Here is a 26,248-nt window from a genome sequence, read left to right on the forward strand (position 1 = left end):
GCCCAGCGCGCCCAGCGCACGGCGTCCCCCATGGGCGGGGCGCCCGCCGCGCCCAGGGCGCCCCGCCCATGGGGGACGCCGTGCGCTGGGCGGCGTTCGCCTGCCTGCTGGCTCCGGTGGCACTGGTCGCGTACGGGATGTCGGCGGGCGGCACGGCGGCGGCCTGGGCGGGCCTCGCGGCCGTCGCGTGCGCCTGCCGTCTGCTGCTGCACCACTCCCGCGGCGGAGCCGGCGCAGGCCGCTCGCGCGACGGGGCCGGCGCCGGCCGCATCCCGGACTGAGCCCGCGCGGCCGCACGGCACCCCCGCGCAGGGGGCGCACACGGGGGGCGGGTGGTGCGCCGCGCACCTGACGGATTCACACCCACACAACCGACGGTTTTCAGCCAACTTCTCGCCACCACCGCCCTCTTGGGGAAAGGGCCGGTCAGCCCCCTCGCCACCAGGGAGTACGGGCCCGGAAGCCGCTTCCACGCCGTACGGGGACGGGCCATGCCCGTCGCATCCACTTCCCTGCGGGCCCCACGGGTGCAACGCTTCGTGATCGAATGCATCGCGCCAAGTTGCCAAGTCGACATAGCAGGGCATGCCGAACTTGCCACAAGGGTGCCACGGGACACAGTAGATTCGATCATGGGTATCGAAGGCCGGGGGACTCGTGCAGAACCGAGGGGAAAAGTGCAGGAGCGAAAGGCCCGAAAAGAACGGGGAGACGCGCACTTCGAGGGGGGCTTAGCGTCATGAGTCAGGACTCCGCCGCACCGGAGGCAGCACGGAAACTCTCCGGCCGCCGGCGCCGGGAGGTCGTCGCCGTGCTGCTGTTCAGCGGCGGCCCGATTTTTGAAAGTTCCATCCCGCTCTCGGTGTTCGGAATCGACCGTCAGGACGCCGGAGTTCCCCGTTACCGCCTGCTGGTGTGCGGTGGCGAGGAGGGTCCGCTCAGGACCACCGGCGGACTGGAACTGACCGCACCGTACGGCCTGGAGGCGATCAGCAGGGCGGGCACCGTCGTGGTGCCGGCCTGGCGGTCGATCACCTCGCCGCCACCGCCCGAGGCGCTCGAGGCGCTGCGCCGGGCACACGAAGAGGGCGCCCGCATCGTCGGCCTGTGCACGGGGGCGTTCGTCCTCGCCGCCGCCGGCCTGCTCGACGGCCGCCCCGCGACCACCCACTGGATGTACGCGCCGACGCTGGCCAAGCGTTACCCGTCCGTCCACGTGGACCCGCGCGAGCTGTTCGTCGACGACGGGGACGTCCTCACGTCGGCGGGCACCGCGGCGGGTATCGACCTCTGTCTGCACATAGTGCGCACCGACCACGGCACGGAAGCAGCCGGCGCACTCGCCCGCAGACTGGTCGTCCCCCCGCGTCGCAGTGGCGGTCAGGAGCGCTACCTCGACAGGTCTTTACCCGAGGAAATCGGCTCGGACCCGCTGGCCGAGGTCGTCTCCTGGGCGCTGGAGCACCTCCACGAGCAGTTCGACGTGGAGACGCTGGCGGCCCGCGCCTACATGAGCCGCCGGACGTTCGACCGCCGGTTCCGCTCGCTGACGGGTTCGGCGCCGCTCCAGTGGCTGATCACCCAGCGGGTGCTCCAGGCACAGCGGCTGCTGGAGACTTCCGACTACTCGGTCGACGAGGTGGCGGGCCGCTGCGGCTTCCGCTCCCCCGTCGCGCTGCGCGGCCACTTCCGGCGGCAGCTGGGGTCCTCCCCGGCCGCCTACCGGGCGGCCTACCGGGCGCGGAGGCCCCAGGGAGACCCGGGCCACGCCCCACTCGCGGATGCGGTGGTGCCGTCCCAGGCGGGCATGCGGCGCACGCCGGCCGGCGTGGGAGTGCCGGGGCCGGGCGGCGGACACCTGGAGCCGGGCAAGCCCGGCCAGGAGTTCTACACGGGCGGCCACCTGCGTCCGGGCCTGCCGGGGCAGCGGAGTCTGCCGTAGGCGGAGCCGCCGTGCACAGCGGATCGACGGGCCGGGGTCGCACGACCCCGGCCCGTCGCGCGTCCGGCCCCATAAGGTAGGCGCATGAACGATCGCATGGTGTGGATCGACTGCGAGATGACCGGGCTCTCGCTGACGGACGACGCACTCATCGAGGTGGCCGCACTGGTCACCGACTCGGAACTGAACGTACTCGGCGACGGAGTGGACGTGGTGATCCGTCCGCCGGACGCCGCGCTGGAGACGATGCCCGAGGTGGTGCGGCAGATGCACACCTCGTCCGGACTCCTCGACGAGCTCGCGGGCGGCACCACGCTCGCCGACGCCGAGGCCCAGGTCCTGGCGTACATCCGCGAACACGTCAAGGAGCCCGGCAGGGCGCCGCTCTGCGGGAACTCGGTCGGCACCGACCGGGGCTTCCTCGCCCGGGACATGCCCGGCCTGGAGGGCCACCTCCACTACCGGATCGTCGACGTCTCCTCGATCAAGGAGCTGTCGCGCCGCTGGTACCCGCGGGCGTACTTCAACAGCCCGGAGAAGAGCGGCAACCACCGCGCGCTCGCCGACATCCGCGAGTCCATCGCCGAGCTGCGCTACTACCGCGAGGCGGTCTTCGTCCCGCAGCCCGGGCCGGACACCGAGACCGCGCGGGCCATCGCGGCCAAGCACGTCCTGCCCGCGGAACCCGCCTCGTAGGGCCTTTCGGCCCCCTCCGCCCCCGGGGACGAAACCGTGGCGCGAGCACCCCTCGGAAGCCTGTACACTTTTTCTCGGCCGGTCGGGAAAGCGACCGGTCATGGTGGGTGTAGCTCAGCTGGTAGAGCACCTGGTTGTGGTCCAGGATGCCGCGGGTTCGAGTCCCGTCACTCACCCTGATCGTCGAGGGCCGGTCCGCATCGCGGACCGGCCCTCGACGCGTACGGCGCCCGCGGGGGGCGCCTCAGGACGACTCCCGCACCACCAGCCGCGTCGGCAGCACGATCTGCGGACGCTGCGCCGGGGCCGACGGCGAGGCGATCTCGTCCAGCAGCACCCGGGACATCGTGCGGCCCATCTCCTCGATCGGCTGCCGCACGCTCGTCAGCGCGGGGTCCATGTGCCGCGCCACCGCCGAGTCGTCGAAGCCCACCAGTGCCACGTCCTGCGGCACCCTGCGGCCGGCCTCGCGCAGCGTGGCGCGGGCGCCCGCGGCCATCACGTCCGACGCGGCGAACACCGCGTCCAGGTCCGGCCTGCCGTCGAGCAGGGCGCGCATGGCCTGCCGTCCGCCCTCCTCGGAGAAGTCGGCGGCGGCGGTCAGGCGGGGATCGGCGTCGAGGCCCGCGCCGGCGACGGCCGAGCGGTAGCCGTCCAGGCGGCGCTGCGCGCCGTACACGTCGAGCGGGCCCGTGATCGTCGCGATGGTGCGCCGGCCCCGGCCCGCGAGATGGGCGACGGCCTCGCGGGCGCCCTCGAAGTTGTCGGAGTCGACCGCCGCGAGGGGTTCGTCCGCCGAGCGGCGGCCGCTGATCACCACCGGTACCGACAGCGCGGCCAGCTGGTCGGGGAGCGGGTCCCCGGCGTGCACGGAGACCAGCAGGACGCCGTCCACCCGGTCAGCGGCGAGGTACTGGGCGAGCGTCGCCCGCTGGTGCCCCTGGGGAGCCAGCGTGAGCAGCAGCTGCATCCCGGTGCCGGCCAGCCCCGCGCCGACCCCGCGCACGATGTCGGAGAAGTAGGGCTCCGAGAAGAAGCGGTCCTGGGACTCGGGCACCACGAGCGCCACGGCGTCCGTGCGGTTCGCGGCGAGGGCCCGCGCCGCCCTGTTCGGCACGTAGCCCAGCTCGGCGATGGCCGCCTCGACCAGGGTCCGGGTCTCCTCGCTCACCCGCGGCGAGCCGTTGATCACCCGTGAGACCGTGCCGCGGCCGACGCCCGCGTGGGCGGCGACCTGCTCCAGCGTCGGCCTGCCGGTGGCGCGCCCGGCGCGACCCGTCCTGTTCCGCACAGCCATCGTGGCCGCCCCTCCCCCAGACTTCCCAGGCCGAGAACATAACGTGTCGGGGGCGGGGAGCCACGCCCCGGGACGAATGGGAGCGCTCCCAACCTTTCGGTACATACTCATACGCGTTCGTTCGTACATCACCGCCCCTCGTGGCGCCCGCCCCGCAGCAGCGCGGGCCGGACCCGGGGGCGCAGCACCGTCAAGGAAATGGGGAGGCCGCATGCGCAGGGCCGCCGTCCTCGTGGCCGTCGCCGCACTCGCCGCCGGACTCCTGTCCGGCTGCGCCGACGACCCCGCCGAACCGCCACGGGCACGCGTGGACACCGGAGGCGGAAGCGCCGAGGGCAGGACCGTGATCACGGTCGGCGTCTTCGGCTCCTTCGGATTCCAGGAGGCCGGGCTCTACGAGGAGTACATGCGGCGCAACCCCGGCATCCACATCCGGCAGTCCTCGATCCAGCGGAACGAGAACTACTACCCGCAGCTGCTCACCCACCTCGGCAGCGGCAGCGGGCTCGCCGACATCCAGGCGGTCGAGGTCAACAACATCGCCGAGATCACCGCCACCCAGGCGGACCGGCTCGTCGACCTGTCCCGGACCAAGGGCGTGAACCGGGCGGACTTCCTGGACTGGAAGTGGGCCCAGGCCACCACCGGCGACGGCCGGACCGTCGGACTCGGCACCGACATCGGACCGCAGGGCATCTGCTACCGCAAGGACCTGTACGCACAGGCGGGGCTGCCCACCGACCGCGAGGCCGTCGGCAGGCTCTGGGCCGGCGACTGGGCAGAGTACCGGGAGGCGGGGAAGCGGTACCGCGCCCACGCGCCGGAGGGCACCGTCTTCACCGACTCCGCGGCCGGAGTGCTCAACGCCGTGCTCGGCAGCAGTCCGGAACGCTTCTACGGCAAGGACGGCGAGGTCGTCTACAAGACCAACCCGGCCGTCCGCGAGGCGTGGGACCTGGCGGCCTCCTTCGCCGAGGAGGGGCTGACCGCGCGGCTCCAGCAGTTCACCCCGGCCTGGGACCAGGGCTTCGCCAACGGCAGGTTCGCCACCGTGTCCTGCCCGGCCTGGATGCTCGGCTACATCCAGGACAAGGCGGGCCGGGCCGGCGAGGACAGGTGGGACGTGGCCGCCGCGCCGCGGCCCGGCAACTGGGGCGGCTCGTTCCTCGTCGTGCCGAAGGCGGGCTCCCACACCGAGGAGGCGGCGAAGCTCGCCGCCTGGCTGACCGCGCCCGCCCAGCAGGCCAGGCTGTTCGCCGAGCGCGGCAGCTTCCCGAGCGCGAGCGCGGCCTACGGTCGGTCCGCCGTGGCCGACGCCACCCACCCGTACTTCGGCGACGCGCCCATCGGCCGGATCTACTCCCGGGCCGCCCGGGACGTCCCCGTGCAGACCGTGGGCCCCAAGGACCTGATCATCCAGCAGAACCTGTCCGACGTCGGCATGCTCCAGGTCGACCAGAAGGGCCGCACGCCCCGGCAGGGCTGGGACGCGGCCGTGAAGACCATCGACAACGCCCTGGACCTGTGACCCGTGACGAGCAGCCCGACCGAGCGGCGCTCGCGCCGCTACCGGCGCGACCTGACGTGGAGCCCGTACGCCTTCGTCGCTCCCTTCTTCGTGTTCTTCCTGGCCTTCGGCCTCTTCCCGCTCCTGTACACCGGCTGGGCCTCCCTGCACCGGGTGGAGCTGACCGCGCCGACCGAGATGGAGTGGGTCGGGCTGCGCAACTTCTCCCGGCTGCTGCACGACGACTTCTTCTGGAACGCGCTGCGCAACACGGTCACCATCGGCCTGATGTCGACCGTGCCGCAGCTGCTGATCGCCCTCGGCCTCGCCCATCTGCTCCACTTCCGGCTGCGGGGCTCGGCGTTCTTCCGGGTGGCGGTGCTGACCCCGTACGCGACCTCCGTCGCCGCGGCCACGCTCGTCTTCGCGCTGCTCTTCGGCCGTGACTACGGAATGATCAACTGGGCCCTCGGCCTGGCCGGGTTCGACGCCGTCGACTGGCAGAACGGGCAGTGGTCCTCGCAGCTCGCCGTGTCCACGATCGTGATCTGGCGCTGGACCGGCTACAACGCGCTGATCTACCTCGCCGCGATGCAGGCGATCCCGGACGACCTGTACGAGTCGGCGGAGCTCGACGGGGCGTCCCGCATGCGGCAGTTCCTGCATGTGACGCTGCCGTCGCTGCGCCACACGATCCTGTTCACCTGTGTCGTCTCGACGATCGGGGCCACCCAGCTGTTCGGCGAGCCGCTGCTGTTCAACGGCGCCGCCGGCGCGACGGGCGGCGCGGACCACCAGTACCAGACGCTCGGCCTGTACCTGTACGAGCAGGGCTGGGTGAACCTGCACCTGGGGCGCGCGTCGGCCATCGCCTGGGCGATGTTCCTCCTCCTGCTGGTCGTCGGCGCCGTGAACTGGCTGATCGCCCGCCGTCTCGGCAAGAGCGCATGAAGGGCCGCACCATGACCCGTGCCCCGCACACCGGACGCCGTCCCCGCGGCGGGAGGATCGCCGTCGCCGTGCTGGTCCTGTTCACCGCCGGATCCCTCTTCCCGCTGGTGTGGACGGCCGTCGCCGCGTCCCGCAACAACACCCGGCTCGCGCAGACCCCGCCGCCGTTCCGGTTCGGCAGGAACCTCCTCGGGAATCTGGAGATCGCCTGGCAGGACGCCAACATGGGCAGCGCCCTCGTCAACACGACGGTGGTCGCCTCCTGCACCGCCGCCGGCACGGTGCTGTTCGCCACACTCGCCGGGTTCGCCTTCGCCAAGCTGCGTTTCCGGTGGAAGAACACCCTGCTGGTCCTGGTCGTCGGCACGATGATGGTGCCGCCCCAGCTCAGTGTGGTGCCGCTGTACATGCTGATCGCCGAACTGCGCTGGACCGACCAGCTCCAGGCCGTGATCCTGCCGGGCCTGGTCAGCGCGTTCGGGGTGTTCTTCATGCGCCAGTACCTGATGGAGGCGCTGCCCGGCGAGCTGATCGAGGCGGCACGGGTGGACGGCGCGAGCAGCCTGCGGGTGGTGTGGCACGTGGTCTTCCCCGCGGCGCGGCCCGCGATGGCGGTGCTCGGGATGCTGACGTTCGTCATGGCGTGGAACGACTTCTTCTGGCCCGTCGTCGCGCTCACCCAGAGCGGCAACCCGACCGTGCAGGTGGCGCTGACCGGCCTCGGCCGGGGTTATGTGCCCGACCAGTCGGTCATCATGGCCGGCGCCCTGCTCGGGACGCTGCCGCTGCTGCTGGCGTTCGTGCTCTTCGGCCGTCAGATCGTCGGGGGCATCATGCAGGGCGCCGGCCATGATGACCGACTGGTCGGGCACATAACCCCGGCCGAGGCCGGTCAGCGCCACCTGCACGGTCGGGTTGCCGCTCTGGGTGAGCGCGACGACGGGCCAGAAGAAGTCGTTCCACGCCATGACGAACGTCAGCATCCCACCTGCAGCTCCGTGCTCCAGGAGCCGCGAGGGGGGTGGCGGCTACCGGTAGGCGGCGAACGCCCTGGTGAAGGCCAGCGGCTCCTGGAGCACGGAGCTGCAGGTCGCGTCAGCGGCCGGCTTCGCCCCCTCCGGGCACTGCTTGTCCCGGGTGCCGGACCACATCGCCAGCCACGCCAGGTCCTTCGACTCGGCGAACCGCACCAGCTCGGCCGCGTCCTCGACGGTGAAGATCTCCGTCACCACGTCGTTGACGCCGATCATCGGGGTCACGGCGAGCGTGCGCCACGCCTCCGCGTCGCCCAGCCCGAGCACGCCCTTGAGCTGAGCCTGGGTGGCGGTCGCCGCGGAGACGGCGTACTCGCCCATGTCGCCGCTGTACGCGGGCCCGTAGTCCATCGCCATGATGTTCACCGCGCCGATGCGCACGCCGCCGCGCTTCGCGTCGGCGAGCAGGTCGACGCCGGGCTGGGTGAGCCCCTCGGGCATGACCGGCAGGGTGAAGGAGACGTCCAGGCCCGGGTGGGACTTCTGGAGCAGGGCTATGGCCTGCGAGCGGCGGGTGTTGGCCGCGGTGTCGGGCAGCGCGGCGCCCTCCACGTCGAAGTCGACCTTGGTGAGCCGGTGGGCGTCGACGACGGCGCCGTACGCCCGGGCCAGCTCCTCGGCCGAGGAGCAGTTGAGGGCGAGTTCACGGCCGGCCGCGCCGCCGAAGGAGACCCGTACGTCGCCGCCCTTCGCGCGCAGCGCGGAGATCTGCCCGGCGACCTTGTCGTCGCCGAGCGGGGTGACCCCGCCCCACAGCGGGACGCAGCCCCCGCCGGAGGTGACGAAGGCGAGGGTGAACTCGTCGACCCCGGTCCTCGCGGCGGTGTCCAGCAGGTCGTACGCCGGGTACAGCGAGGTGTCGACGTACGGCGCGAACCGCCCGCTCCCGCCGGGGGCGGGCGAGGCGGTCGCCGTGGGCGAGGGGGCGGACGGCGTGGCGGTCGGCGTCGCGGTGGCGGTGGGCACGGGCGCGGGCGTGGGCGTGGGCTGTCCGGTGGGGCGGCCGGTCGGCGAGGGGGTCGCCCCGCCGCCGGCCGAGCAGGCGGCCCGGTCGATGCGGCAGGACTCCGGGTCGGCCGCCGTCCCGTCCGACGAGGTGACGAAGCCGACGGTGACCGATGCCCCGGGCGCGAGCTCGGCGTTCCAGCTCGCGGGCTTCACGGTGACGTGCCGCCCGTCGACGGTGTGCTCACCGTTCCACAGGGAGCCGATCGTGGTGCCGGCGGGGAGGTCGAACTCCAGGGTCCAGCCGGAACGGGCGGTGCCGGTCTCGTTGGTGACGACGTACTGGCCGGTGTAGCCGCCGTCCCAGGAGCTGGTCCTGGTGTAAGCGGCGCCGACCGCCGCGGCCTGTGCCGTGCCCGCGAGGGCGAACGCCGCGCCGCCGACGACGGCCGCGGCCACGACCGCGCCGACCGCCTTGGTCCGCATCGTCGTGCGCCGGTGCCTGGTGGTGCCCATCGCGTGCCTGCCTCTGCCTCGTGGATCGGGGTGGTGGCGCAGACGCTAGCGAGCCGGGAGCGGACATTCGGCCCGTTCCGGGCGGCGGCCGGGTTCCTTAGGGAGCGCTTAAGGAAGCCATCGGCGCGGATTAATGCTTCTCAGCGGGCGACGGCCTTCCGCCTGCGCCGCACCCCGCCGCGACCGGCGCGGCGGCGGTCCCCACGGGCCGCCTCCCGCGGGTCGAGCCCGATCCAGACGCGCACCTCGGTGCCGCCGAGCACGGAGCGGCCGATCCGCACGTCGCCGCCCGTCGACTCCGCGACCCGGCGGACGATGTCCAGCCCCAGGCCCGTCGAGCCCACCCGGGCGCCGCTGTTGCCGCGGGCGAGGGCGGCGGCGGGGTCGGCGATGCCGGGTCCGGCGTCCGAGACGAGCACGATGACGGCGTCGTCACCGTTGTGGACGTCGACGGAGAACGCGGTCCCCTCGGCCGTGTGCCGGAACACGTTGCCGAGCAGCGCGTCGAGCGCGGCGGCCAGTTCGGGCCGGGCCACGGGGATGCGCACGGGTCCTTCGACGCCCGCCAGGCGCACCTTGCGGCCCTCGTCCTCGGCGAGCGCCGACCAGAACGCCATGCGTTCCCGCACCACTTCGGAGACGTCGCAGCCCGCGCCGGGACCGGCCGCCGCGGTCTGCGGCTTGGCCTGCCGGGCCGTGCGGATGATCGTGTCGACCTCCCGCTCCAGCTGGGCGACGGCGGCCCTGGTCTGCTCGGCGGCCGCGCTGTCGCCGAGCGAGGCGGCATTGAGCCGGAGCACGGTCAGCGGGGTGCGCAGGCGGTGCGAGAGGTCGGCGGCGAGCTCGCGTTCGTTGGCGAGCAGCTGCACGACCTGGTCGGCCATCGAGTTGAACGCCACCGCCGCGGAGCGCAGTTCGGGCGGCCCCTCCTCCGGCACCCGCGCGCCGAGGCGGCCCTCGCCCAGCTCGTGGGCGGCGCCCGCGAGCCGCTGGGCGGGCTGCACCATCCGGACACCGAGCCGGTCGGCGACGGCCACCGAGCCGACGATCAGGGCGAGCCCGACACCGGCGAGCACCAGCCACGCGGTGCCCACGCCGTTGGACACCTCGCCCTCGGGCACGAAGATCTCGACGACCGCGATCTGCCCGGTGCCGATGGCGGTCGGCTGGAGCAGCGCCGACCCTCCGGACACCTCGGTGATCGAGGCGCGGCCGATGCGCTGGACGGTGGCGAGGTCGCGGGCCGCCGCCCGGCGGATGCCGATCTCCAGCGGCACGCTGCCCAGTTCACCGGAGGCGGGAATGTGCACGGCCATCCGCCCGACGGCTCCCGCCGGGGTCGACTCGACCGCCCGCTCCAGCATCTTGCGCTCGGTGGTCACGGTGAGCGTCGGTCCGATGGTGGCCGCCTGACGCTCGGCGTTGGAGAACGCGCGGTCGCGCGCCATCTCCTTGATGACCATGCCGAGCGGCAGGGCGAAGGCCAGCACGACCATGACCGTGACCGCGAGGGACACCCTGACCAGGGCCCACCTCATGACGGCAGTCCGTGCGGGGGCTCCAGCTTGACCCCGACGCCCCGCAGGGTGTGCAGGTACCGGGGGCGGGCCGCGGTCTCGCCGAGTTTGCGGCGCAGCCAGCTGAGGTGGACGTCGATGGTCTGGTCGTCGCCGTAGCTCTGCTGCCACACCTCGGCGAGCAGTTCCCGGCGCGGGACGACGACGCCCGGCCGTCCGGCGAGGAAGGCCAGCAGGTCGAACTCCCGGCGCGTCAGGTCCAGTGCCGCGCCGTCCAGTTCGGCCTGGCGGCGCAACGGGTCGATGGACAGCCCGCCGACCTGGATGACCCTGCTCGGCGGGACGTCACCGGCGGCCGCACGGGCCCGGCGCAGCACCGCCGCCATCCGCGCGGACAGGTGCTCCACGGAGAAGGGCTTGACGAGGTAGTCGTCGGCGCCGTCGTTGAGCAGCCGGACGATCTCCGCCTCGTCGTCGCGGGCGGTCGCGATGATGACCGGCACGTCGGTGATGCCGCGCAGCATCTTCAGCGCCTCGGCCCCGTCCAGATCGGGCAGACCGAGGTCCAGGACGACGACGTCGAAACGGACGTGGGCGACCTCGCGCAGCGCCTCCAGGGCCGTGCCGACGCTCCGCACCGTGTGGGATGCCTCGGTCAGGTGCCGGATGAGGGCGGAGCGCACGAACTGGTCGTCCTCGACCACGAGCACACTTGCCATGGGCGGCACCGTACGCCATCCGGAGTACACCGGTCCCACGACCGGGTGATCGGGACACACGCGGTCCGCGTGGTGCACTATGACCCCGATGAGCAGAGGACTCGTGCATGCACTCGCGTGGTCGCTGTCCACCGGCGCCGCGGTGACGCTGTCCTGGTGGGGAGTGCACACCGTCATGGCCGGAACGGCCTACGACCGGCCGCGGGCGCTGCCCATCACCGCGCAGACGTCCACCGCCTCTCCGGCCGAGCCGCAGCAGTCGTCGACGCGGCGGCCGCCGCCGCCTCCCACCGGCTCTCCGTCCCCGAAGCCTTCGCCGTCCGCGCCGGACCGCCCGTCCCCGGGCCCGTCCAGGACGACCGCCCCGGCTCCGTCGCCCACTGGGCCGGCCCCCGCGCCGGCCCCCGGAAACGTCAAGGGCTACACCGTCGACGGCGGCCGGGTGGTCTTCGACATCGGGACCAGCTCCGCCGAACTGGTCTCCGCGACCCCGGAGTCGGGCTGGCAGATGCAGGTGTGGAAGCAGCCCAGCTGGATCCGGGTGACCTTCACCCAGGAAGGGCGCGAGGTCTCGGTGTTCTGCACCTGGAACGACCATCCCCCGATGGTCCAGTTCGACGAACGCTGACCCCTGGCGGGCGCCGGCTCACTTGAAGACCTCGGCGGGCGGCGCGGGCGAGTCCTTGGCGCTCGCGTCGCTGACGGCGACGGCGCCCCCGGTGAAGTCGGCCAGCGCCCGTCCGTGTTCGACCCGTCCCGCGAAGGGGTCGCCCGCGACCCGCCGGGTCAGTTCGGCGACGGGCAGCTCCGTGTCCGACGCCAGCAGCACGGCGTTGCCGAACCGGCGGCCGCGCAGCACGGCCGGATCGGCGGCGACGGCGAGATGGGCGAAGGCGGTCGCCGCGGTGGCGACCTGGGCCCGCAGATGCGCGAGCGGGGGACCGTCCGCGAGGTTGGCGGCGTAGTGCCCGCCGGGGCGCAGCGCCCGGGTGACCTCGGCAAGGAACTCCTTGCTGGTCAGGTGCGCCGGGGTCCGGGCCCCGCTGAACACGTCCGCGATCACCAGGTCCGCCCAGCCGTCCGCCACCTTGGCGAGCCCGGCCCGCGCGTCGCCCGCCCGCACCCGTATCCGCGCGGCCGGGTCCAGCGGCAGCCTCGTGCGCACCATCCGCGCCAGGGCCTCGTCCCGCTCGACGACCTGCTGGGTCGACCGGGGCCTGGTGGCCGCGACGTACCGGGCCAGGGTGAAGGCGCCCCCGCCGAGATGCACCACCCGCAACGGCCGCCCCGCGGGGGCGACCACGTCGATCACGTGCCCGAGCCGGCGCTGGTACTCGAAGGAGAGGTACGCGGGATCGTCGAGGTCCACATGCGACTGGGGCGCCCCGTCGATCAGCAGCGTCCACGCCCGCGCCCGCTCCGGATCCGCCACGAGCTCGGCCGTACCGCCGTCCACCGCCTCGACGACGGCCTCCCCCTCGCCCACGGCGACCGCCTCGCCCGCCCCCGGCGGGAGCGGGCGGTTCGCGCCGTACGTCGACACCTCGCTGTACCCGGCGTACGACCTGCTGGACACCGCCGCGAGGACCGGGGTCGACGAGTTCACCCTCGCCTTCGTCACCTCCGGCGGGGGCTGCGTCCCGCACGGCGACCGCCTCGCCCGCCCCCGGCGGGAGCGGGCGGTTCGCGCCGTACGTCGACACCTCGCTGTACCCGGCGTACGACCTGCTGGACACCGCCGCGAGGACCGGGGTCGACGAGTTCACCCTCGCCTTCGTCACCTCCGGCGGGGGCTGCGTCCCGCTGTCCCAAAGCCCCCAAGCCCCCCGCGTGCAGCCTCAGCGGCAGCTGTCCGCCGCCTCGATCAGCCGCGCGGCCTCCCCCAGCGCCTCCCTCAGCACCACCGGATCCGTGACGGGAGCCGCCGCCGGGTCCGCACCCGGCGGGAGCAGCCAGCCCGAGCCGGTCACCGGCGGCTCCGCCGGCACCCCCGGGACCCCCGGGATCCGCAGACCGCGCCCCGAGGTACGGGTGCAGGCCGAGCCGGGCACGTCCCACCCGTCGGCCGTGCCGGGCGGCACGAGGAACCCGAGCGTGTCGCACGCCCCGTCGTGCAGCACCGGCCCCACCCCGGGCGCCGCCGGGGCGCGGCGCAGGATGTCCACGGCCTCCAGGCCCTGGCGGGCCGGCACGGTCACCAGGTCGCAGGGTCCGGCGGGCGGAGCACTGCTGTCGGCCGTGGGCAGGTGACCCACCGGGGTCGCGGGCGTCGCGGCGCGCTCCGCGCCGGCGCAACAGCCCACGCCACCGGCGCCGGGCGCGCCGCCGACCTCGTAGACCTCCACCACGGGGATCCCCTCCTCAGCCGAGTCCCGTACAGAGGCACGTACGGAGCCTCCACCGGGTTCAACGCCGCCCGGCGTCAAGGGCTACGGCGGCACGCCGCCGCAAAGGATGGCGCTTCATGGCAGATCGACGTCGAGTTGTCCCCTTTTGTTGCCAAACCGCGTGTGAGACGCCTCTCACAGCAGGTACGTTCATGCCCCGCCGGACCACGGCTGCACAAGAGAGGGAACGGCCATGGCGTCGTCGTCTCGCGCTCCAGGGGCACCGAGCGCCCGCCCCGCACGCCCCAACCAGGTCTTCCGCCGCCTGCGCGGATCACGGTCACCGGGCGAGTTCGCGACGGCCGTACGGCGGGCCGCGCGCGAGATCGGGGAGCAGGTCTCGTGCGACGCCCGCTACATCGGCAGGGTCGAGTCCGGCGAGATCCGCTGTCCGAACTACGCGTACGAGCGGGTCTTCCTGCACATGTTCCCCGGACGGACGCTCGCCGACCTGGGCTTCGCCGCCCGGGAGGACGTACGCGGCCGGGGCCGCAGACCGGCCCCGCCCGGCGTCCGGCACGACGGCGTCGTGCCGGACGCCGCCCATGACGGCGTCGGCGGCGACGCCGACGGCACCCCCCGCCCCCACAGTGACTTCGACGAGGAGAGCGACGTGCTGCGTCGCGCGTTCATGATCGGCGGCCCCCTCACGGCGGCGGCCGCCCTGGGGCACGGACCGGAGTCCGTGCCCGCCCAGCGCAGGCGCCGTGTCGGCGACGCCGAGGTCGAGGCCGTCGAGGAGGCCGTCCGCCGGATCCGGCTGCTCGACGACCGGCACGGCGCCGACGGCCTCTACCAGCAGGCCGCGCAGCCGCTGAGCGCCGCCTACGCGCTGCTCGACTCGGGCACCGCGGCCCGCGCGTCGACCACGCACCGGCTGCACGCGGGCGCGGGCGAACTGGCCATCTCCGTGGGCTGGCTGGCCCATGACTCCGGACGGTTCGGCGACGCCCGCTCGCACTACGCGGAGGCCCTGGCCACCGCCCGGGTCGCGGGCGACCCGGGCCTGGAGGCCCACGCGTTCTGCAACACCTCGTTCCTGGCCCGGGACGCCGGGCGGCACCGCGAGGCGGTGCGCACCGCGCAGGCGGGCCAGCAGGCGGCCCGCGCGGTGCGCTCGCCCCGGCTGCTGGCCCTGCTGGCTCTGCGGGAGGCGGGCGGCTGGGCCGGACTCGGGGACCGTTCGAGCTGCGAGCAGTCGCTGGCGCGTGCGCACGGGCACTTCGCCCGGGGGCCGGCGGCCTCGGACCCGGAGTGGATGTCGTTCTTCGCCGAGCCTGAGCTGGAGGCGCTCCAGGCGCAGTGCTGGTCCGCGCTCGGCGAGTGGGCGCGTGCGGCACGGCACGCCCGGCGCGCGGCCACGCTCCAGGACCACCGCTTCACCCGCAACCTGGCGCTCTACCGGGCCGAGCTGGCGTGCGACCTGGCACGGGCGGGCGTGCCGGACGAGGCCGCGGCCGCCGGCGACGAGGTCCTCGCGCTCCTGGGGCATGTGCGGTCGTCGCGCATCCGCGCGATGCTCGCCGACACCGCGGCGGTGCTGCGCCCGCACCGCGCGGCGACCGGGGTCGGCGGGTTCCTGGAACGCTACGAGGGAGCCTCCCGCCGGGCCTGAACGGCCCGGCCGCCCCCACGCCGTGACCGGCCGCCCCGCACCGGAAGCACCGCCGCGGCGCCGCCTCCCGGCGACGCCCCCTGCCCGCGACCGCCCGGCCCCCGCCCCGGCCGCCCCCGGTCAGACCTCCAGGTGCCCGGTGTCGTTCCAGCGCTCCACGGCCGGCTCGCCGTAGGCCCAGGACAGGACGGACAGGCTGGTCGGGTCGAGCCGGATGCGCGCGCCGAAGGCGACGTCCTGGCCCAGCCAGCGCGCGCCGATCGCGCGCAGGATGTGGCCGTGGGCGAAGACGAGCACGTCGCGGTCGGCCGAGCGGGCCCAGGCGACGACCTCGTCCGCGCGGGCGGAGACCTCGGCGAGGGTCTCGCCGTCCGGGACGGCGTCGTGCCACAGCACCCAGCCGGGGCGCCCGGCGTGGATCTGGGCCGGGGTCATCCCCTCGTACGCCCCGTAGTCGTACTCCATCAGGGCGTCCCACGGCTCCGCCCGGTCGCCGAACCCGGCGAGCGCGCAGGTCTCCGCGGCCCGCACGAGCGGGCTGGTGCGCACCTCGACGCCCTCCAGGCCGGACCAGGGCGCACGGTGCAGTCGCTCCCCCAGCAGCTTGGCGCCGCGGCGGCCCTCCTCCAGCAGCGGGATGTCGGTCCTGCCGGTGTGCCGGCCGCTGAGCGACCACTCGGTCTGGCCGTGGCGGGCGAGCAGTATCCGCGGTGCCATGAAAGGTTCTCCTGGGTTTCACGAAGGTGCACGGGTGTCACGAGGTGACACGGACCGGCCCCGCGAGGCGGGGTGCGCGGAATTCACGACGACGTCCGGTTCCATCATCCCGCACCTCATCGGAAGGCAACCTGCGGGACGATCTCCGCGTCCCACACGGGGAACCCCGACCACCCTCGCCGACCGGAGACGGAGACCGCCCGGATGCCGCATGCCGTACAGCACCACCGGCCCCGATGGTGGACCGAGCTGATGCTGCTCGCCGTCGTCTACGCCGCGTACTCCGCCGGGCGCCTCCTGGCGCGGGGCGACGTCTCGACGGCGGTGGACCACGGCCTCGCGATACTCCGGGCCGAGAAGGCACTCTCGCTGAACGCCGAACACCCGCTGAACCGTCTCTTCACCGAGACGCCCGCGATCGGCATACCCGCCGACTTCGTCTACGCGACGCTGCACTACCTCGTCACCCCCCTGATCCTGGTCTGGCTGTTCCGCCGCCGGCCCGCGCACTACCGGGCCGCCCGCACCTGGCTGATGGTCTCGACCCTCCTCGGCCTCGTCGGTTTCACGCTGATGCCGACCTGCCCGCCCCGGCTGCTGGACGCGGCCCACGGCTTCGTCGACACCATGGCCCAGTACAGCTCCTACGGCTGGTGGGGCGGCGAGGCGAGCGCCCCGCGCGGTCTCGGCGGCATGACGAACCAGTACGCGGCGATGCCGAGCCTGCACGTCGGCTGGGCGCTGTGGTGCGGTGTGATGCTGTGGCGCCACGGGCGCACCCCCGCCGCGAAGGCCGCCGGCGTCCTCTATCCGCTGCTCACCACGGTGGTCGTGATGGGCACCGCCAACCACTACTTCCTCGACGCGGTCGCCGGGGCCGCGGTGATGGGCGCCGGACTGCTGCTCGCGCCGCACGCCCTGCGGATCGCCGACCTCGCCGGGCGGCGTCTCACCCGTCCCACGGGCCGCACCGCGCGACCGCCCGCGGCCGTTCCCGCCCCCGTTGTCGGTGGCGGATGCAAGACTTCCGCGGGTGAGCGAATCCCCGGACAGCGCACCTCCCCCGAAGGCGCCGACGACAGCACTCAGGCAGCGGCTCGCTGAGCTGCGCGGACCGACCGCACAGCCGCATCCGCTGGACGCCCGCGCCCTCGCGGCCCTCGCCGCCAACCCCGGCTGCCGCCGCCGCGCCCTGCTCGACGGCGCGGGTGTGGACAAGTCGGCCCTGGCGACCGCGCTCGGTGCGCCCTCCGGTTTCGGCCAGTCGCAGTTCGCGTTCATGCGGGGCAACGCCTTCGAGGCCCGGGTGAAGGCCGACGGCGGCAAGGAGCTGATGCGGCTGCTCGGCCTGGACGACCCGGGCCGGGTCCGGGTGCCCGACCTCGCCGCCTCGGGCCCCGAGGGCCGGGCGGCGCGGACGGCGCTGGCGCTGCGCGAGGCGGTGGAGGCGGGGGGCTTCACGCTGCTCGACCATCCGCTGCTGGTGCTGGAGGTGGCGGGCTCCCCCGCGTATCTGGAGCCGGACGCCGTCGTGGTGCACCCCGACGGCCGGTGGACGGTCGTCGAGATCAAGTCGTTCCCGATGATCGACGCGTCGGCCGACGCCGCCAAGGTCGGCGCGGCCGCCCGCCAGGCGGCGGTGTACGTGCTGGCGCTGGAGCACGTCGCCGAGCGCACGGCGGGCGCGTCGGTGGCGCACAACGTGCTGCTGGTCTGCCCCAAGGACTTCTCCAACCTGCCCACCGCATCCGTGGTCGACGTCCGCAAGCAGCTGGCGGTCACCCGCCGGCAGCTGGCCCGGCTGGCCCGGGTCGAGGACATCGCCGCCGAGCTGCCCGAGGGCGTGACGTTCGACGTCGAGACGTGTTCGCCCGCCGAACTGAGCGCCGCCGTCGAGCAGGTCCCGCACGCCTACGCCCCCGAGTGCCTGGCCGCCTGCGAGCTGGCCTTCCACTGCCGGGAGCGGGCCCGGCTGGCGGGCGCGGTGGAGGCGCTGGGCCGGGGCGTGCGCGGCGAACTGGGGGGGCTGACGACCATCGGCGAGGTGCTGGCCGCCGCGCGCGGGGAGGCCGGGGACCCGCGGGATCCGGCGGTCGCCGCGCTGCGCAGGGCGGGCGCGCTGCGCGCCGAGGCGCTCTCGGCCGCCGGCGGAGTGCCCGCGGCGCGCAGCGCCGGGCCGCGGGAGGACGCCGTATGTCGCTGATCGCCACCCTCGCCCGGCTGGAGGCGGTCGAGACGGGGCGGGCCCAGCCGCTCGCGACGGTCCGCCACCGCAGGCTGTCGGACCGGCCGCTGGTGTTCGTGCCGCTGACGACCGCGGGCGAGGCCGGCGCCCCGCTGGGCGCCCTGGTGGGCACGGATCCCGCCCGGCCGCGGCTGCTGGTCGTCCCGCAGCCCAGGGACCGCGACCTGCGCTCCGCGTTCCTGGCCGACCTCGCCGAGGTGGTCCTGCCGCATCTGGAGGGGTACGCGGACGACGTCGAGCCCGCCGAGCGGTCCGAGACCGACCCGGAGACCGGCAAGCGGGTCAAGGTCGAGACCGAACTGTGCGCCGACGCGCCGCAGCTGATCGTCCCCAGCCGGGCGGGTGTCGAGTACGTGCGGCTGCTGGGCCGCTCCATGCGCTTCCGGCGCACCGCCGAGCAGGATCCGGACACCCCGTATCCGGCGCCGGCCAGGGTCCCGCTGCTGGGCCGCTGGTTCACCCACTACGCGGAACGGTCCCGGGTCCCGGGCTCCTCGCTGCTGCTCGCCGCGACCGACCTGCTGAACCGGCACTGGGCCACCGGGCAGTCCTCGCTGGAGGACCAGCATCTGGGCGCGCTGCTCGCCTGGGTGGACGCCCCCGAGGGGGAGTCGGGCGCCGAGGCCGCGCTCCGGGCCGAGCTGGCGCGCGACGGCGAGGGTCAGCTGCTGTGCCCGCCGGCCGGGCCCGCCACGGACCCGGCGTTCGACAACCGGCTCCTCGCCCCGGCGACGGAGCGCTTCGACCGCGCCCGTCAGCTGCTCGCGGCGGCGGAGGACGGCGCCAGCGCCGACGACCGCCTCGGCGACCTGCACCGTGCCGAGCGGGAGATCCGGCGCCTGATCGCGGGGCAGCTGAAGCCGACCTGGGACGCGGTGTGGCGGGCGGTGGAGCTGCTGCGGGAGCTGCCGGAGGGCTCCCGCGCCGCGGACCGCTGGACTCGCGACCGCTGGTCGTTCACCGCGCACCGGGACCGGGTCAGGGCGGGCGAGCCGCCGCAGCCCCGGCGCGACGACGCGGTGACCGCCGCGCAGAAGCTCGCTGCCCGGGAGACCGCGCAGGCTCAGCTGGACGCCCAGGAGGCACTGGACGACCCGCTGGTGATGGCGTCGTTCCGGCTGCGCGGCGAGGCGTTCACCGCCGAGGTGCTCGACGTCGAGATGGCCTGGTCGGAGTCGAAGCGGCCGACCCCCCGGCCGCTGGTCACCGTCGCCACGGACGACCGGCCCCAGCTGGGCGAGCGGATGAAGGTCTACCGCTCGCTCGACGGCAGGCCGCAGACCGCCGAGTACGTCCGGGCCGAGGCCGAGGGCGTCCTGGTGCTGCGCCTCACCGACCGGATGGGCCGCTCGAAGGAGCCGGCCGAGGGCTCCGTGCCGGGCAAGGGCGACCGGATCGTCTGGACGCTGTTCGAGCACGACCAGCGGGGCGGCCCGAAGCTGCCCGATCCCGAGGAGACGCCGTGGACCCACGGCGGCCCGCCGCGCTCCGACATCGCCGAGAGCCCCGACACCGTCACCCCGGAGGACCTGCTGTGACGCCCGCATCGTCCGTTCCCGAGGCCGCCGTGTTCGATCCCTCCGCGGAGGCGGGCCGGGCCACGGACCGGATCCTGCACGACACCCTGCACGGGGACGCCCGCGGTGTCGTCGTCGACTCGCCCCCGGGCGCGGGGAAATCGACCCTGGTGGTGCGCGCCGCCCGGGAGCTCGCCGCGGCCGGCCGCCCGCTGATGGTCGTCGCCCAGACCAACGCCCAGGTCGACGATCTGGTGCTGCGGCTGGCGGCCAAGGACCCCGAGCTGCCGGTGGGCCGGCTGCACTCCCACGCGGGCGACGGGACCGCCCCGTACGACAGGGCGCTCGATGCGCTGGACAACGTCCGCACCTCGGCCAAGGCGGCCGATCTGGCGGGCCTCGACGTCGTCATCTCGACCGCCGCGAAGTGGGCCCATGTGCAGGGCGTGGAGCCCTGGGGCCACGCCATCGTCGACGAGGCGTACCAGATGCGCTCCGACGCCCTGCTGGCCGTGGCCGGCCTCTTCGAGCGGGCGCTGTTCGTGGGCGACCCGGGCCAGCTCGACCCGTTCTCGATCGTCGGGTCCGAGCAGTGGGCGGGGCTGTCGTACGACCCGTCGGCGAGTGCGGTCTCCACGCTCCTCGCGCACAATCCCGGGCTTCCGCAGCACCGGCTGCCCGTCTCCTGGCGGCTCCCGGCGTCGGCAGCGCCCCTGGTGTCCGACGCGTTCTACCCGTACACGCCCTTCCGCAGCGGGACCGGGCACGGGGACCGGCGGCTCTCCTTCGGCGTCCCGGCGGACGGTTCTGGGCCCGACCGGGTCATCGACGAGGCCGCCGTCGCGGGGTGGGGGCTGCTGGAGCTGCCGGCCCGGCACACCCCGCGCACCGACCCGGAGGCCGTGGGGGCGGTGGCCCTGGTGGTGCGGCGGCTGCTGGACCGGGGCGGTGTCACCCACTCGGAGCTCTCGCCGGACCCGGCCCCGCTCACCGCCGGCCGGATCGCCGTCGGGACGGCCCACCGCGACCAGGCGGCGGCGGTGCGGACGGCGCTCGCCGGGCTCGGCGTCACGGACGTCACGGTGGACACGGCGAACCGGCTCCAGGGCCGCGAGTACGACGTGACGGTGATCCTGCACCCGCTCTCGGGCCGCCCCGACGCCACGGCCTTCCATCTGGAGACCGGCCGGCTGTGCGTCCTGGCCTCGCGGCACCGGCACGCGTGCATCGTGGTGTGCCGGGAGGGTGTGGGCGACCTGCTGGACGAGCATCCTTCGACGGAGCCGGTGCAGCTGGGCGTCTCGATCAAGTTCCCGGACGGCTGGGAGGCGAACCACGCGGTGCTCTCCCATCTCTCCGAGCACCGGGTGCGCTGGCGGCCCTGAGAGCCGGGCCCTCTTGCGGGGCGCGGGACAATGGAGGACGGTCCGGGGGTGATCCCCGGACCGCGACGCGAGGAGGAGTACGGACATGGCGGACCCCGAGCGGACGACCGAGCGCAGGATGCGGCCGGCTCCGCTGCTCTTCGAGCCCTCCGAGGCCGCCTCGGATCCCGAGCACTTCTTCGACCTCGAGTCCATGGAGGACCCCCGGGACCTGCTCGCACGCGCGACGGAGCTGACCCTGGCCTTCCGCGCGGCCGCCGACCGGGCCACCGAGTACCAGGCCGTCGCGGCCGCCCAGCTGGCCGACCCCCGCCGCTTCGACCGCCTGACCCCGGCGGACATCGGCGAACGCGCGGGCTGGACCGAGGACTACGCGAAGAAGATGATCGCCTTCGGCCACGACCTCCTGAAGGAGACGCCCTGAGCGCCCCGGCACCTGATCACGGCGACACACCTGATCACTGCGACAAAGGCGTACACATTACCCCCCTGCCCGYCCYCGCGTCCCCGGTTTCGTGAACTCTGCGGGATCGCCCCCTTACCCCGGGTACACCTGGTGGACATGAGCGCATGGCTGCGGGACCGGGACCAGGAGACGGACATCTTCGCGCTGCTGCGCGAGGACGGGCAGGAGCAGGCCGCCGCGGTGACCCCGCCGGGCGCTGGGTGGCTCGCCTCCGCAGAGACGTTTCCCCGCTCGGCGCTCGCGCAGTGGGAGAACCGGCCCGCCGCGCCCGCCGTCCTCCCCTGCGGCACGGTCTTCGACGTGGTGAACGTGCCCTCCACGTTCGGGCGCCGGATGCTCGACCGGCTGTGGGGCGAGGGCCCGGGCTCCGGCCCGGTGGCGATGCACCGGGGGCGGATGATGCTCTTCGCGACGCCGGGCACGGCGCAGCGGCTGCCCTCGCTGCTGCACTGGGAGGAGTGGGGCGACGCCGTCCCGCCGCTCATCTGCCACGGTGCCGGTGACGCGGTGACCGTCCCCCCGCTGACCCCCGCGGATTCCGCCGCGGCGCCGCGCTGGCTGGTGGCGCCCGACACCCGGTACCCGTGGCTGCCGGGGCCCGAAGTCCTGCTCTGGGCCTGCGTCCGAGCGGCTCGTACGCATGAACGGCCCGTGGTGCGGGTATCGATTTTTCCTCCCGCCGATCAGGATGCTAATGTCTACGACGTCAGCAGGCGCCGCTAGCTCAGTTGGTTAGAGCAGCTGACTCTTAATCAGCGGGTCCGGGGTTCGAGTCCCTGGCGGCGCACAGACAGGGAAAGCCCCTCGCGAGAGCGAGGGGCTTTTTCGTGCGCTCCTCGTGGGCTCCTGGTGCGCTCTTCCCGGGCTCTTCGTGCACCCGGCCGGGGCGGGCTGCGGCCGTTCCGTGTCACTCCGTCGTGATCTTGACCGTCCACGCCCCCGTCGGTGTGCGGTCGGCCACCTCGACCCGGGTGCGCCCGCCGCCGTCGCCCCGCAGGGTGAAGGTCTCCCCCACCCGCAGCGGCGCGTCCGCCAGGGGCGGGTAGACGGACCGGTCACCGCAGGCCTCGGTCTCCGGATGGGTGTCGACCACCTCGACGGGGCCGCCGCCGGAGGCGGAGTCGCCCTCCACCCGGTAGAGCAGGACACCCTCGGTGCAGGTGTACTCGTCGTTGCCGACGGCGGAGCGCGCCTCGATGGCGAGGGCGCTGTCCGGGCCGGTCCTGACGACGGCGAGCCGGGTACCGACGCTGCCGCCGCGCACGGGCGCGGCGGCGAGCGGTTCCAGCGTGACGATCTCCCCGCTGCCCGGCGGCCCGGCGGGGACGCGGGCCGAGACGTCCCCGTTGACGCAGCGGACCTCGGCGGGCCCGAGCCAGCCGAGTTTCCACTTGTGCCAGCCGAAGAGGTCCGGGGCGAGGCCGAACTGGCTGCCCATGACGTCCCAGTCGCCGACATGGGTGTCCCAGTCGCCGTCTCCGTCCACCGGCCGGTGGTAGAGATCGGGCAGGTCGAACACGTGGCCGGTCTCGTGGGCCAGGACGTTGCGGTCCGGGGGGTGGCGCTCGAAGACGGTGACCACCCGCCGGATGTCGGTACCGTCCGCGGTCAGCGGCCGGTCGAAGTTGACCACCTTGGTCGCGTCGGAGTCGACACCGGGGGCGTCCGGGTCGGCGACCAGGTAGACGATGTCGTAGCGGGAGAAGTCGACCCGGTCGTCGGCGGCCTCGACGGCGTCCTCGAGGTAGGCCGTCCGCCGGTCCGGATCCCAGTCACGCCGTATGTCGTAGGTGACGGACGCCTCGGGCATGCGGACCCACTCGGTCCGCGGGTGGGCGCGCAGCGAGAAGGTGCCGTAGGAGGCGCGGTGGAAGAAGTCGCTGGTGGCGGGGAAATGGTCGGCGGCCAGTTCCTCCGGCGTGTTCAGCGGTACGGAGTCCGGGAACGAGAGGAAGATCATCACCGCGTCCAGCCCGGCGACCGGCTTGGGGTAGGCGGTGTTCCAGGTGTCGAGGCCGAGGGAGTGGTGGGCGGAGGTGCGCGGCAGGGCGCAGGGGCCGGCGGCGGAGTGGGCGATCGCGGGACCGGCGACGAGGGAGGTCGCGGTGAAGGCCATCAGGGACGTGAGCGCGGCGGCGGCACTGCGCGGGCGCACCCGTTCCACTCTCTCGGGTGTTCCCTCGGACGCCTGCTGACCCTCCACATGGACCTCCGGCTCGGCACTCCTGGACGCCTCACCCACCTTGTGACGGTTTGCAGGGTTTCGCACTGTTCCGGTGCCCCACTCGGGTGACCCGGTCCGCCGGACGGGACCGGGGGGCGACACTCCGACGACTCACGGAACGTCACATCCGGTCACACCGGGCCCGACCCCGGTCATGACCCGCGCAGAAACGATCGAGCACTGCGGATGCCGGGCCCCCGGCGGGACGGGCACGCTGGAAGGGCCGGCTCGGCAGCCTCTATGATCGGCACACTTTCCCCGAGTTCTTACGGTTTTTCTTCGCCGAACGCCTCGGGTGACCATCCCCCGACCACTTGTGTACGACCTTGCACGACACACGCATCCCGGGAGTGAGCGGTGAGCGGAACCTCCGACGGAGCAGGGCCCGCGGGCGTCGCCGTCCCCCAGACCCTCCGCCCGATGACTACCGACGGTCACGTCCAGGCCCGGAGCCCGGCGGAGCTGCGCGACTACCGCGCCGCGTTCAACGCGGCACAGGTCGCCATGGCCGTGGTGGACGCCGACGGTCTCGTCGTCTGCGCCAACGAGGCCCTCGGCACCCTGCTCGGCGTCCGTCCCGCCGAGCTGCGCCGGCACTGCGCGGCCGATCTCGTGGGCCTCGCCTCCGACAGCCGCACCTGGGAGGCCTACCGCGAGGTCCTGCGGGGCCACCGCTCGCGCTTCCGCTGCACCCGGCGGCTGAAGCAGCCCGACGGGCGCGCCCTGTGGGCGGAGGTCACGGTCGCCCCGGTGCCGGACACCGGCGACGTCCTGCTGTCCGTCGCCGACGTCAGCGACCGGCGCGAACTGCACGCCAGGCTCCGTCATCTGCAACTGCACGACCCCGTGACCCGGCTGCCCAACCGCGCGCTCTTCTTCGAGCGGCTGACGGCCGCGCTGGAGTCCTCGCCGTACGACCAGGGGTCCACGGGCCGCATCGGGCTCTGCTACCTGGATCTGGACGGCTTCAAGGCCGTCAACGACACCCTGGGGCACCGGGTCGGGGACCGGCTGCTGGCCGCCGTCGCGGCGCGGCTGACCGAGTGCGCCGAGGACGGCGGGGCGCACGGCGGGGGCCATCTGGTGGCCCGTCTCGGCGGGGACGAGTTCGCGATCCTCGTCGAGGACTCCACCGGCACCGAGCAGCTCGCCGACCTCGCCCGCTCCGTCCTGGCCGCGCTCCAGCGGCCGTTCGACCTCGTCGGGGAGCGTGTGTCGGTCTCCGCGTCGATCGGCGTGGTGGAGCGCGCGGCGGCGGACGCCAGCGCGACCTGTCTGATGCAGGCCGCGGACACGACGCTGTACTGGGCCAAGGAGGACGGCCGTTCGCGCTGGACGCTGTTCGACCCGGAGCGCAACGCCCACCGGATGACCCGTCAGGCGCTGGCCTCCACGCTCCGCCCGGCCGTGGACCGCGGCGAGTTCTCACTGGAGTACCAGCCGCTCGTCGGCCTCGCGGACGAGGTGACCCGGGGCGTCGAGGCGCTGGTGCGCTGGAACCACCCGCAGTTCGGCACGCTGACGCCGAATCGGTTCGTCGCCATCGCCGAGGAGGAGGGGTCGATCGTCCAGCTCGGCCGGTGGGTGCTGCGCACGGCGTGCCGTCAGGCGCGGCAGTGGCAGCTGGACCACCCGGACGTGGAGCCCCTGTTCGTCTCCGTCAACGTGGCGGTGCGGCAGGTGTGGGACTCGGACCTGGTCGCCGACGTGGCGGAGATCCTCGCGGAGACCGGGCTGCCGCCGCGGCTGCTCCAGCTGGAGCTCACCGAGTCGGCGGTGATGGGGTCGGCCGGCCGGCCGCTGCAGGCGCTGCGGGCGCTGAGCGACATGGGCGTGCGGATCGCCATCGACGACTTCGGCACGGGGTACTCCAACCTCGCATATCTCAGCCGCCTCCCGGTGTCCGCACTGAAGCTCGACGGAACGTTCGTGCGGGGCTTCCAGGACGAGGCGCACGCGAACCCGGCCGACGAGACGATCGTCGAGGCGATGGTGGAGCTGGCGCACCGGCTGGGGCTGACGGTCACCGCCGAGTGCGTCGAGACGTCGGGGCAGGCGTCCCGGCTGCGGCGGATCGGCTGCGACACCGGGCAGGGGTGGCTCTACTCGCGGGCCGTGGCGCCGGAGCGGATCACCGAGATGCTGGGCGCGCTCCCCCGTCACGCGGCCACGGCCGGCTGACCCCCCGGGCTCCGGGGCACGGCCCGCCCGGGCCGCGCGGTCATGCCGACCGCCCCCGCTCGGGTTGGTTACCGGGCGGGGGCGGTGGCCTGTGGGGGGCGCAGGGGTCGGTGTCAGCAGGCTCCGAGGTCCTGCCAGACGCCCCACTCACCCGTGGTGCCCGGCTCTTCTCCCTGGGTCCACCACTTGGCCTTCCAGGTGTGGCCGTTGTGGGAGACCTGGGCGTTGCCGGTGTACGCGGTCGCCCTGACCCACGCGGCCGCGGTGCAGCTGCCGGCCGGCGGAGCGTGGAGGCCAGCGCCTGACGGGTCATCCGGTGGGCGTTGCGCTCCGGGTCGAACAGCGTCCAGCGCGAACGGCCGTCCTCCTTGACCCAGTACAGCGTCG

Annotated in this window: 22 protein-coding genes, 2 tRNA genes and 3 pseudogenes; 17 read left to right on the plus strand and 10 right to left on the minus strand. The window is 74.1% G+C overall.

The features are described 5' to 3' along the window. The 4 genes from EAO77_RS03120 to EAO77_RS03135 form a co-directional block, all read left to right on the plus strand. Positions 1-281 (plus strand): hypothetical protein (locus tag EAO77_RS03120; protein WP_222723644.1); only part of this gene is annotated, 281 nt, incomplete at its 5' end. A 458-nt stretch (positions 282-739) separates the two neighbouring features. Next, positions 740-1,942: a helix-turn-helix domain-containing protein gene (locus EAO77_RS03125; RefSeq protein WP_147986604.1), complete on the plus strand. Its 1,203-nt coding sequence runs from the start codon at positions 740-742 to the stop codon at positions 1,940-1,942. Between the two features lie 84 nt (positions 1,943-2,026). After that, a complete protein-coding gene (gene orn / locus EAO77_RS03130) occupies positions 2,027-2,638 on the plus strand; it encodes an oligoribonuclease (RefSeq protein ID WP_147986605.1) in 612 nt (203 codons plus the stop codon). Between the two features lie 103 nt (positions 2,639-2,741). Then, positions 2,742-2,814, plus strand: a tRNA-His gene (locus tag EAO77_RS03135). Positions 2,815-2,882: 68 nt separating this feature from the next. Here EAO77_RS03135 and EAO77_RS03140 read toward each other — a convergent pair. After that, positions 2,883-3,935: a LacI family DNA-binding transcriptional regulator gene (locus EAO77_RS03140; RefSeq protein WP_147986606.1), complete on the minus strand. Its 1,053-nt coding sequence runs from the start codon at positions 3,933-3,935 to the stop codon at positions 2,883-2,885. 211 nt (positions 3,936-4,146) lie between these two features. On the opposite strand from EAO77_RS03140, the gene EAO77_RS03145 reads away from it, so the two are divergent. The 3 genes and pseudogenes from EAO77_RS03145 to EAO77_RS03155 form a co-directional block, all read left to right on the plus strand. Next, positions 4,147-5,463 (plus strand): ABC transporter substrate-binding protein, encoded by a 1,317-nt coding sequence (locus tag EAO77_RS03145; RefSeq protein WP_147986607.1) that lies wholly within the window; start codon positions 4,147-4,149, stop codon positions 5,461-5,463. 3 nt (positions 5,464-5,466) lie between these two features. Continuing rightward, positions 5,467-6,393: a carbohydrate ABC transporter permease gene (locus tag EAO77_RS03150; protein WP_147986608.1), complete on the plus strand. Its 927-nt coding sequence runs from the start codon at positions 5,467-5,469 to the stop codon at positions 6,391-6,393. Positions 6,394-6,404: 11 nt separating this feature from the next. After that, positions 6,405-7,238, plus strand: a pseudogene (locus EAO77_RS03155) (carbohydrate ABC transporter permease); the annotation flags it as partial. Here the strand turns inward: EAO77_RS03155 and EAO77_RS39720 are convergent. The 4 genes and pseudogenes from EAO77_RS39720 to EAO77_RS03175 form a co-directional block, all read right to left on the minus strand. Beyond that, positions 7,230-7,379: pseudogene (locus tag EAO77_RS39720) on the minus strand (carbohydrate ABC transporter permease); the annotation flags it as partial. The pseudogenes EAO77_RS03155 and EAO77_RS39720 overlap by 9 nt on opposite strands. Positions 7,380-7,421: 42 nt before the next feature. Continuing rightward, on the minus strand, positions 7,422-8,888 hold the full coding sequence (locus EAO77_RS03165) for a cellulose binding domain-containing protein (protein WP_147986609.1): 1,467 nt from the start codon (positions 8,886-8,888) through the stop codon (positions 7,422-7,424). Between the two features lie 140 nt (positions 8,889-9,028). Continuing rightward, positions 9,029-10,426, minus strand: a complete 1,398-nt coding sequence (locus EAO77_RS03170; protein ID WP_147986610.1) for a sensor histidine kinase — start codon at positions 10,424-10,426, stop codon at positions 9,029-9,031. Continuing rightward, positions 10,423-11,124 carry a response regulator transcription factor gene (locus EAO77_RS03175; protein WP_187283098.1) on the minus strand — a complete coding sequence of 234 codons (702 nt, stop codon included), beginning with the start codon at positions 11,122-11,124 and terminating at the stop codon, positions 10,423-10,425. Before EAO77_RS03175 ends, EAO77_RS03170 begins: the two co-directional genes overlap by 4 nt. A gap of 79 nt (positions 11,125-11,203) precedes the next feature. Between EAO77_RS03175 and EAO77_RS03180 the strand changes: the two genes are divergently transcribed. Next, positions 11,204-11,752 carry a hypothetical protein gene (locus EAO77_RS03180; RefSeq protein ID WP_147986611.1) on the plus strand — a complete coding sequence of 183 codons (549 nt, stop codon included), beginning with the start codon at positions 11,204-11,206 and terminating at the stop codon, positions 11,750-11,752. Between the two features lie 18 nt (positions 11,753-11,770). On the opposite strand, the gene EAO77_RS03185 is transcribed toward EAO77_RS03180, so the two are convergent. Further along, a complete protein-coding gene (locus EAO77_RS03185; RefSeq protein ID WP_261993952.1) occupies positions 11,771-12,610 on the minus strand; it encodes a spermidine synthase in 840 nt (279 codons plus the stop codon). Positions 12,611-12,962: 352 nt separating this feature from the next. Further along, positions 12,963-13,379 carry a hypothetical protein gene (locus EAO77_RS03190; RefSeq protein ID WP_261993953.1) on the minus strand — a complete coding sequence of 139 codons (417 nt, stop codon included), beginning with the start codon at positions 13,377-13,379 and terminating at the stop codon, positions 12,963-12,965. Positions 13,380-13,704: 325 nt separating this feature from the next. On the opposite strand from EAO77_RS03190, the gene EAO77_RS03195 reads away from it, so the two are divergent. Then, positions 13,705-15,126, plus strand: a complete 1,422-nt coding sequence (locus tag EAO77_RS03195) for a tetratricopeptide repeat protein (protein ID WP_187283099.1) — start codon at positions 13,705-13,707, stop codon at positions 15,124-15,126. Between the two features lie 120 nt (positions 15,127-15,246). Here the strand turns inward: EAO77_RS03195 and EAO77_RS03200 are convergent, their stop codons facing one another. Further along, positions 15,247-15,843 carry a histidine phosphatase family protein gene (locus EAO77_RS03200; protein ID WP_147986612.1) on the minus strand — a complete coding sequence of 199 codons (597 nt, stop codon included), beginning with the start codon at positions 15,841-15,843 and terminating at the stop codon, positions 15,247-15,249. A gap of 204 nt (positions 15,844-16,047) precedes the next feature. On the opposite strand from EAO77_RS03200, the gene EAO77_RS03205 reads away from it, so the two are divergent. The 7 genes from EAO77_RS03205 to EAO77_RS03235 all read left to right on the plus strand — a co-directional run bounded on the left by EAO77_RS03205 (position 16,048) and on the right by EAO77_RS03235 (position 22,243). Then, on the plus strand, positions 16,048-16,947 hold the full coding sequence (locus tag EAO77_RS03205; protein ID WP_147986613.1) for a phosphatase PAP2 family protein: 900 nt from the start codon (positions 16,048-16,050) through the stop codon (positions 16,945-16,947). Beyond that, positions 16,877-18,046, plus strand: a complete 1,170-nt coding sequence (locus EAO77_RS03210; protein WP_147986614.1) for a hypothetical protein — start codon at positions 16,877-16,879, stop codon at positions 18,044-18,046. Before EAO77_RS03205 ends, EAO77_RS03210 begins: the two co-directional genes overlap by 71 nt. Further along, positions 18,037-19,626: a hypothetical protein gene (locus tag EAO77_RS03215; RefSeq protein ID WP_147986615.1), complete on the plus strand. Its 1,590-nt coding sequence runs from the start codon at positions 18,037-18,039 to the stop codon at positions 19,624-19,626. Before EAO77_RS03210 ends, EAO77_RS03215 begins: the two co-directional genes overlap by 10 nt. Beyond that, positions 19,623-20,990: an AAA family ATPase gene (locus EAO77_RS03220; protein WP_147986616.1), complete on the plus strand. Its 1,368-nt coding sequence runs from the start codon at positions 19,623-19,625 to the stop codon at positions 20,988-20,990. Before EAO77_RS03215 ends, EAO77_RS03220 begins: the two co-directional genes overlap by 4 nt. 85 nt (positions 20,991-21,075) lie before the next feature. Further along, positions 21,076-21,414: a hypothetical protein gene (locus EAO77_RS03225; protein WP_147986617.1), complete on the plus strand. Its 339-nt coding sequence runs from the start codon at positions 21,076-21,078 to the stop codon at positions 21,412-21,414. A gap of 138 nt (positions 21,415-21,552) precedes the next feature. Then, on the plus strand, positions 21,553-22,179 hold the full coding sequence (locus EAO77_RS03230; RefSeq protein ID WP_147986618.1) for a bifunctional DNA primase/polymerase: 627 nt from the start codon (positions 21,553-21,555) through the stop codon (positions 22,177-22,179). Next, positions 22,170-22,243 (plus strand) — tRNA-Lys (locus EAO77_RS03235). Before EAO77_RS03230 ends, EAO77_RS03235 begins: the two co-directional genes overlap by 10 nt. A gap of 120 nt (positions 22,244-22,363) precedes the next feature. Here the strand turns inward: EAO77_RS03235 and EAO77_RS03240 are convergent. Next, entirely contained in the window at positions 22,364-23,572 is a 1,209-nt protein-coding gene (locus EAO77_RS03240) for a M6 family metalloprotease domain-containing protein (RefSeq protein WP_147988913.1), read from the minus strand. A 528-nt stretch (positions 23,573-24,100) separates the two neighbouring features. Between EAO77_RS03240 and EAO77_RS03245 the strand changes: the two genes are divergently transcribed. Beyond that, the gene (locus tag EAO77_RS03245) at positions 24,101-25,861 is read left to right on the plus strand and encodes a putative bifunctional diguanylate cyclase/phosphodiesterase (protein WP_315986074.1); all 1,761 of its coding nucleotides are present in this window, start codon (positions 24,101-24,103) and stop codon (positions 25,859-25,861) included. A gap of 113 nt (positions 25,862-25,974) precedes the next feature. Here the strand turns inward: EAO77_RS03245 and EAO77_RS03250 are convergent. Further along, positions 25,975-26,106 (minus strand): annotated as a pseudogene (locus EAO77_RS03250) (carbohydrate-binding protein); the annotation flags it as partial. Positions 26,107-26,248: the final 142 nt, after the last annotated feature.

It is taken from the genome of Streptomyces sp. T39, from assembly GCF_008042045.1.
GTDB lineage: Bacteria > Actinomycetota > Actinomycetes > Streptomycetales > Streptomycetaceae > Streptomyces.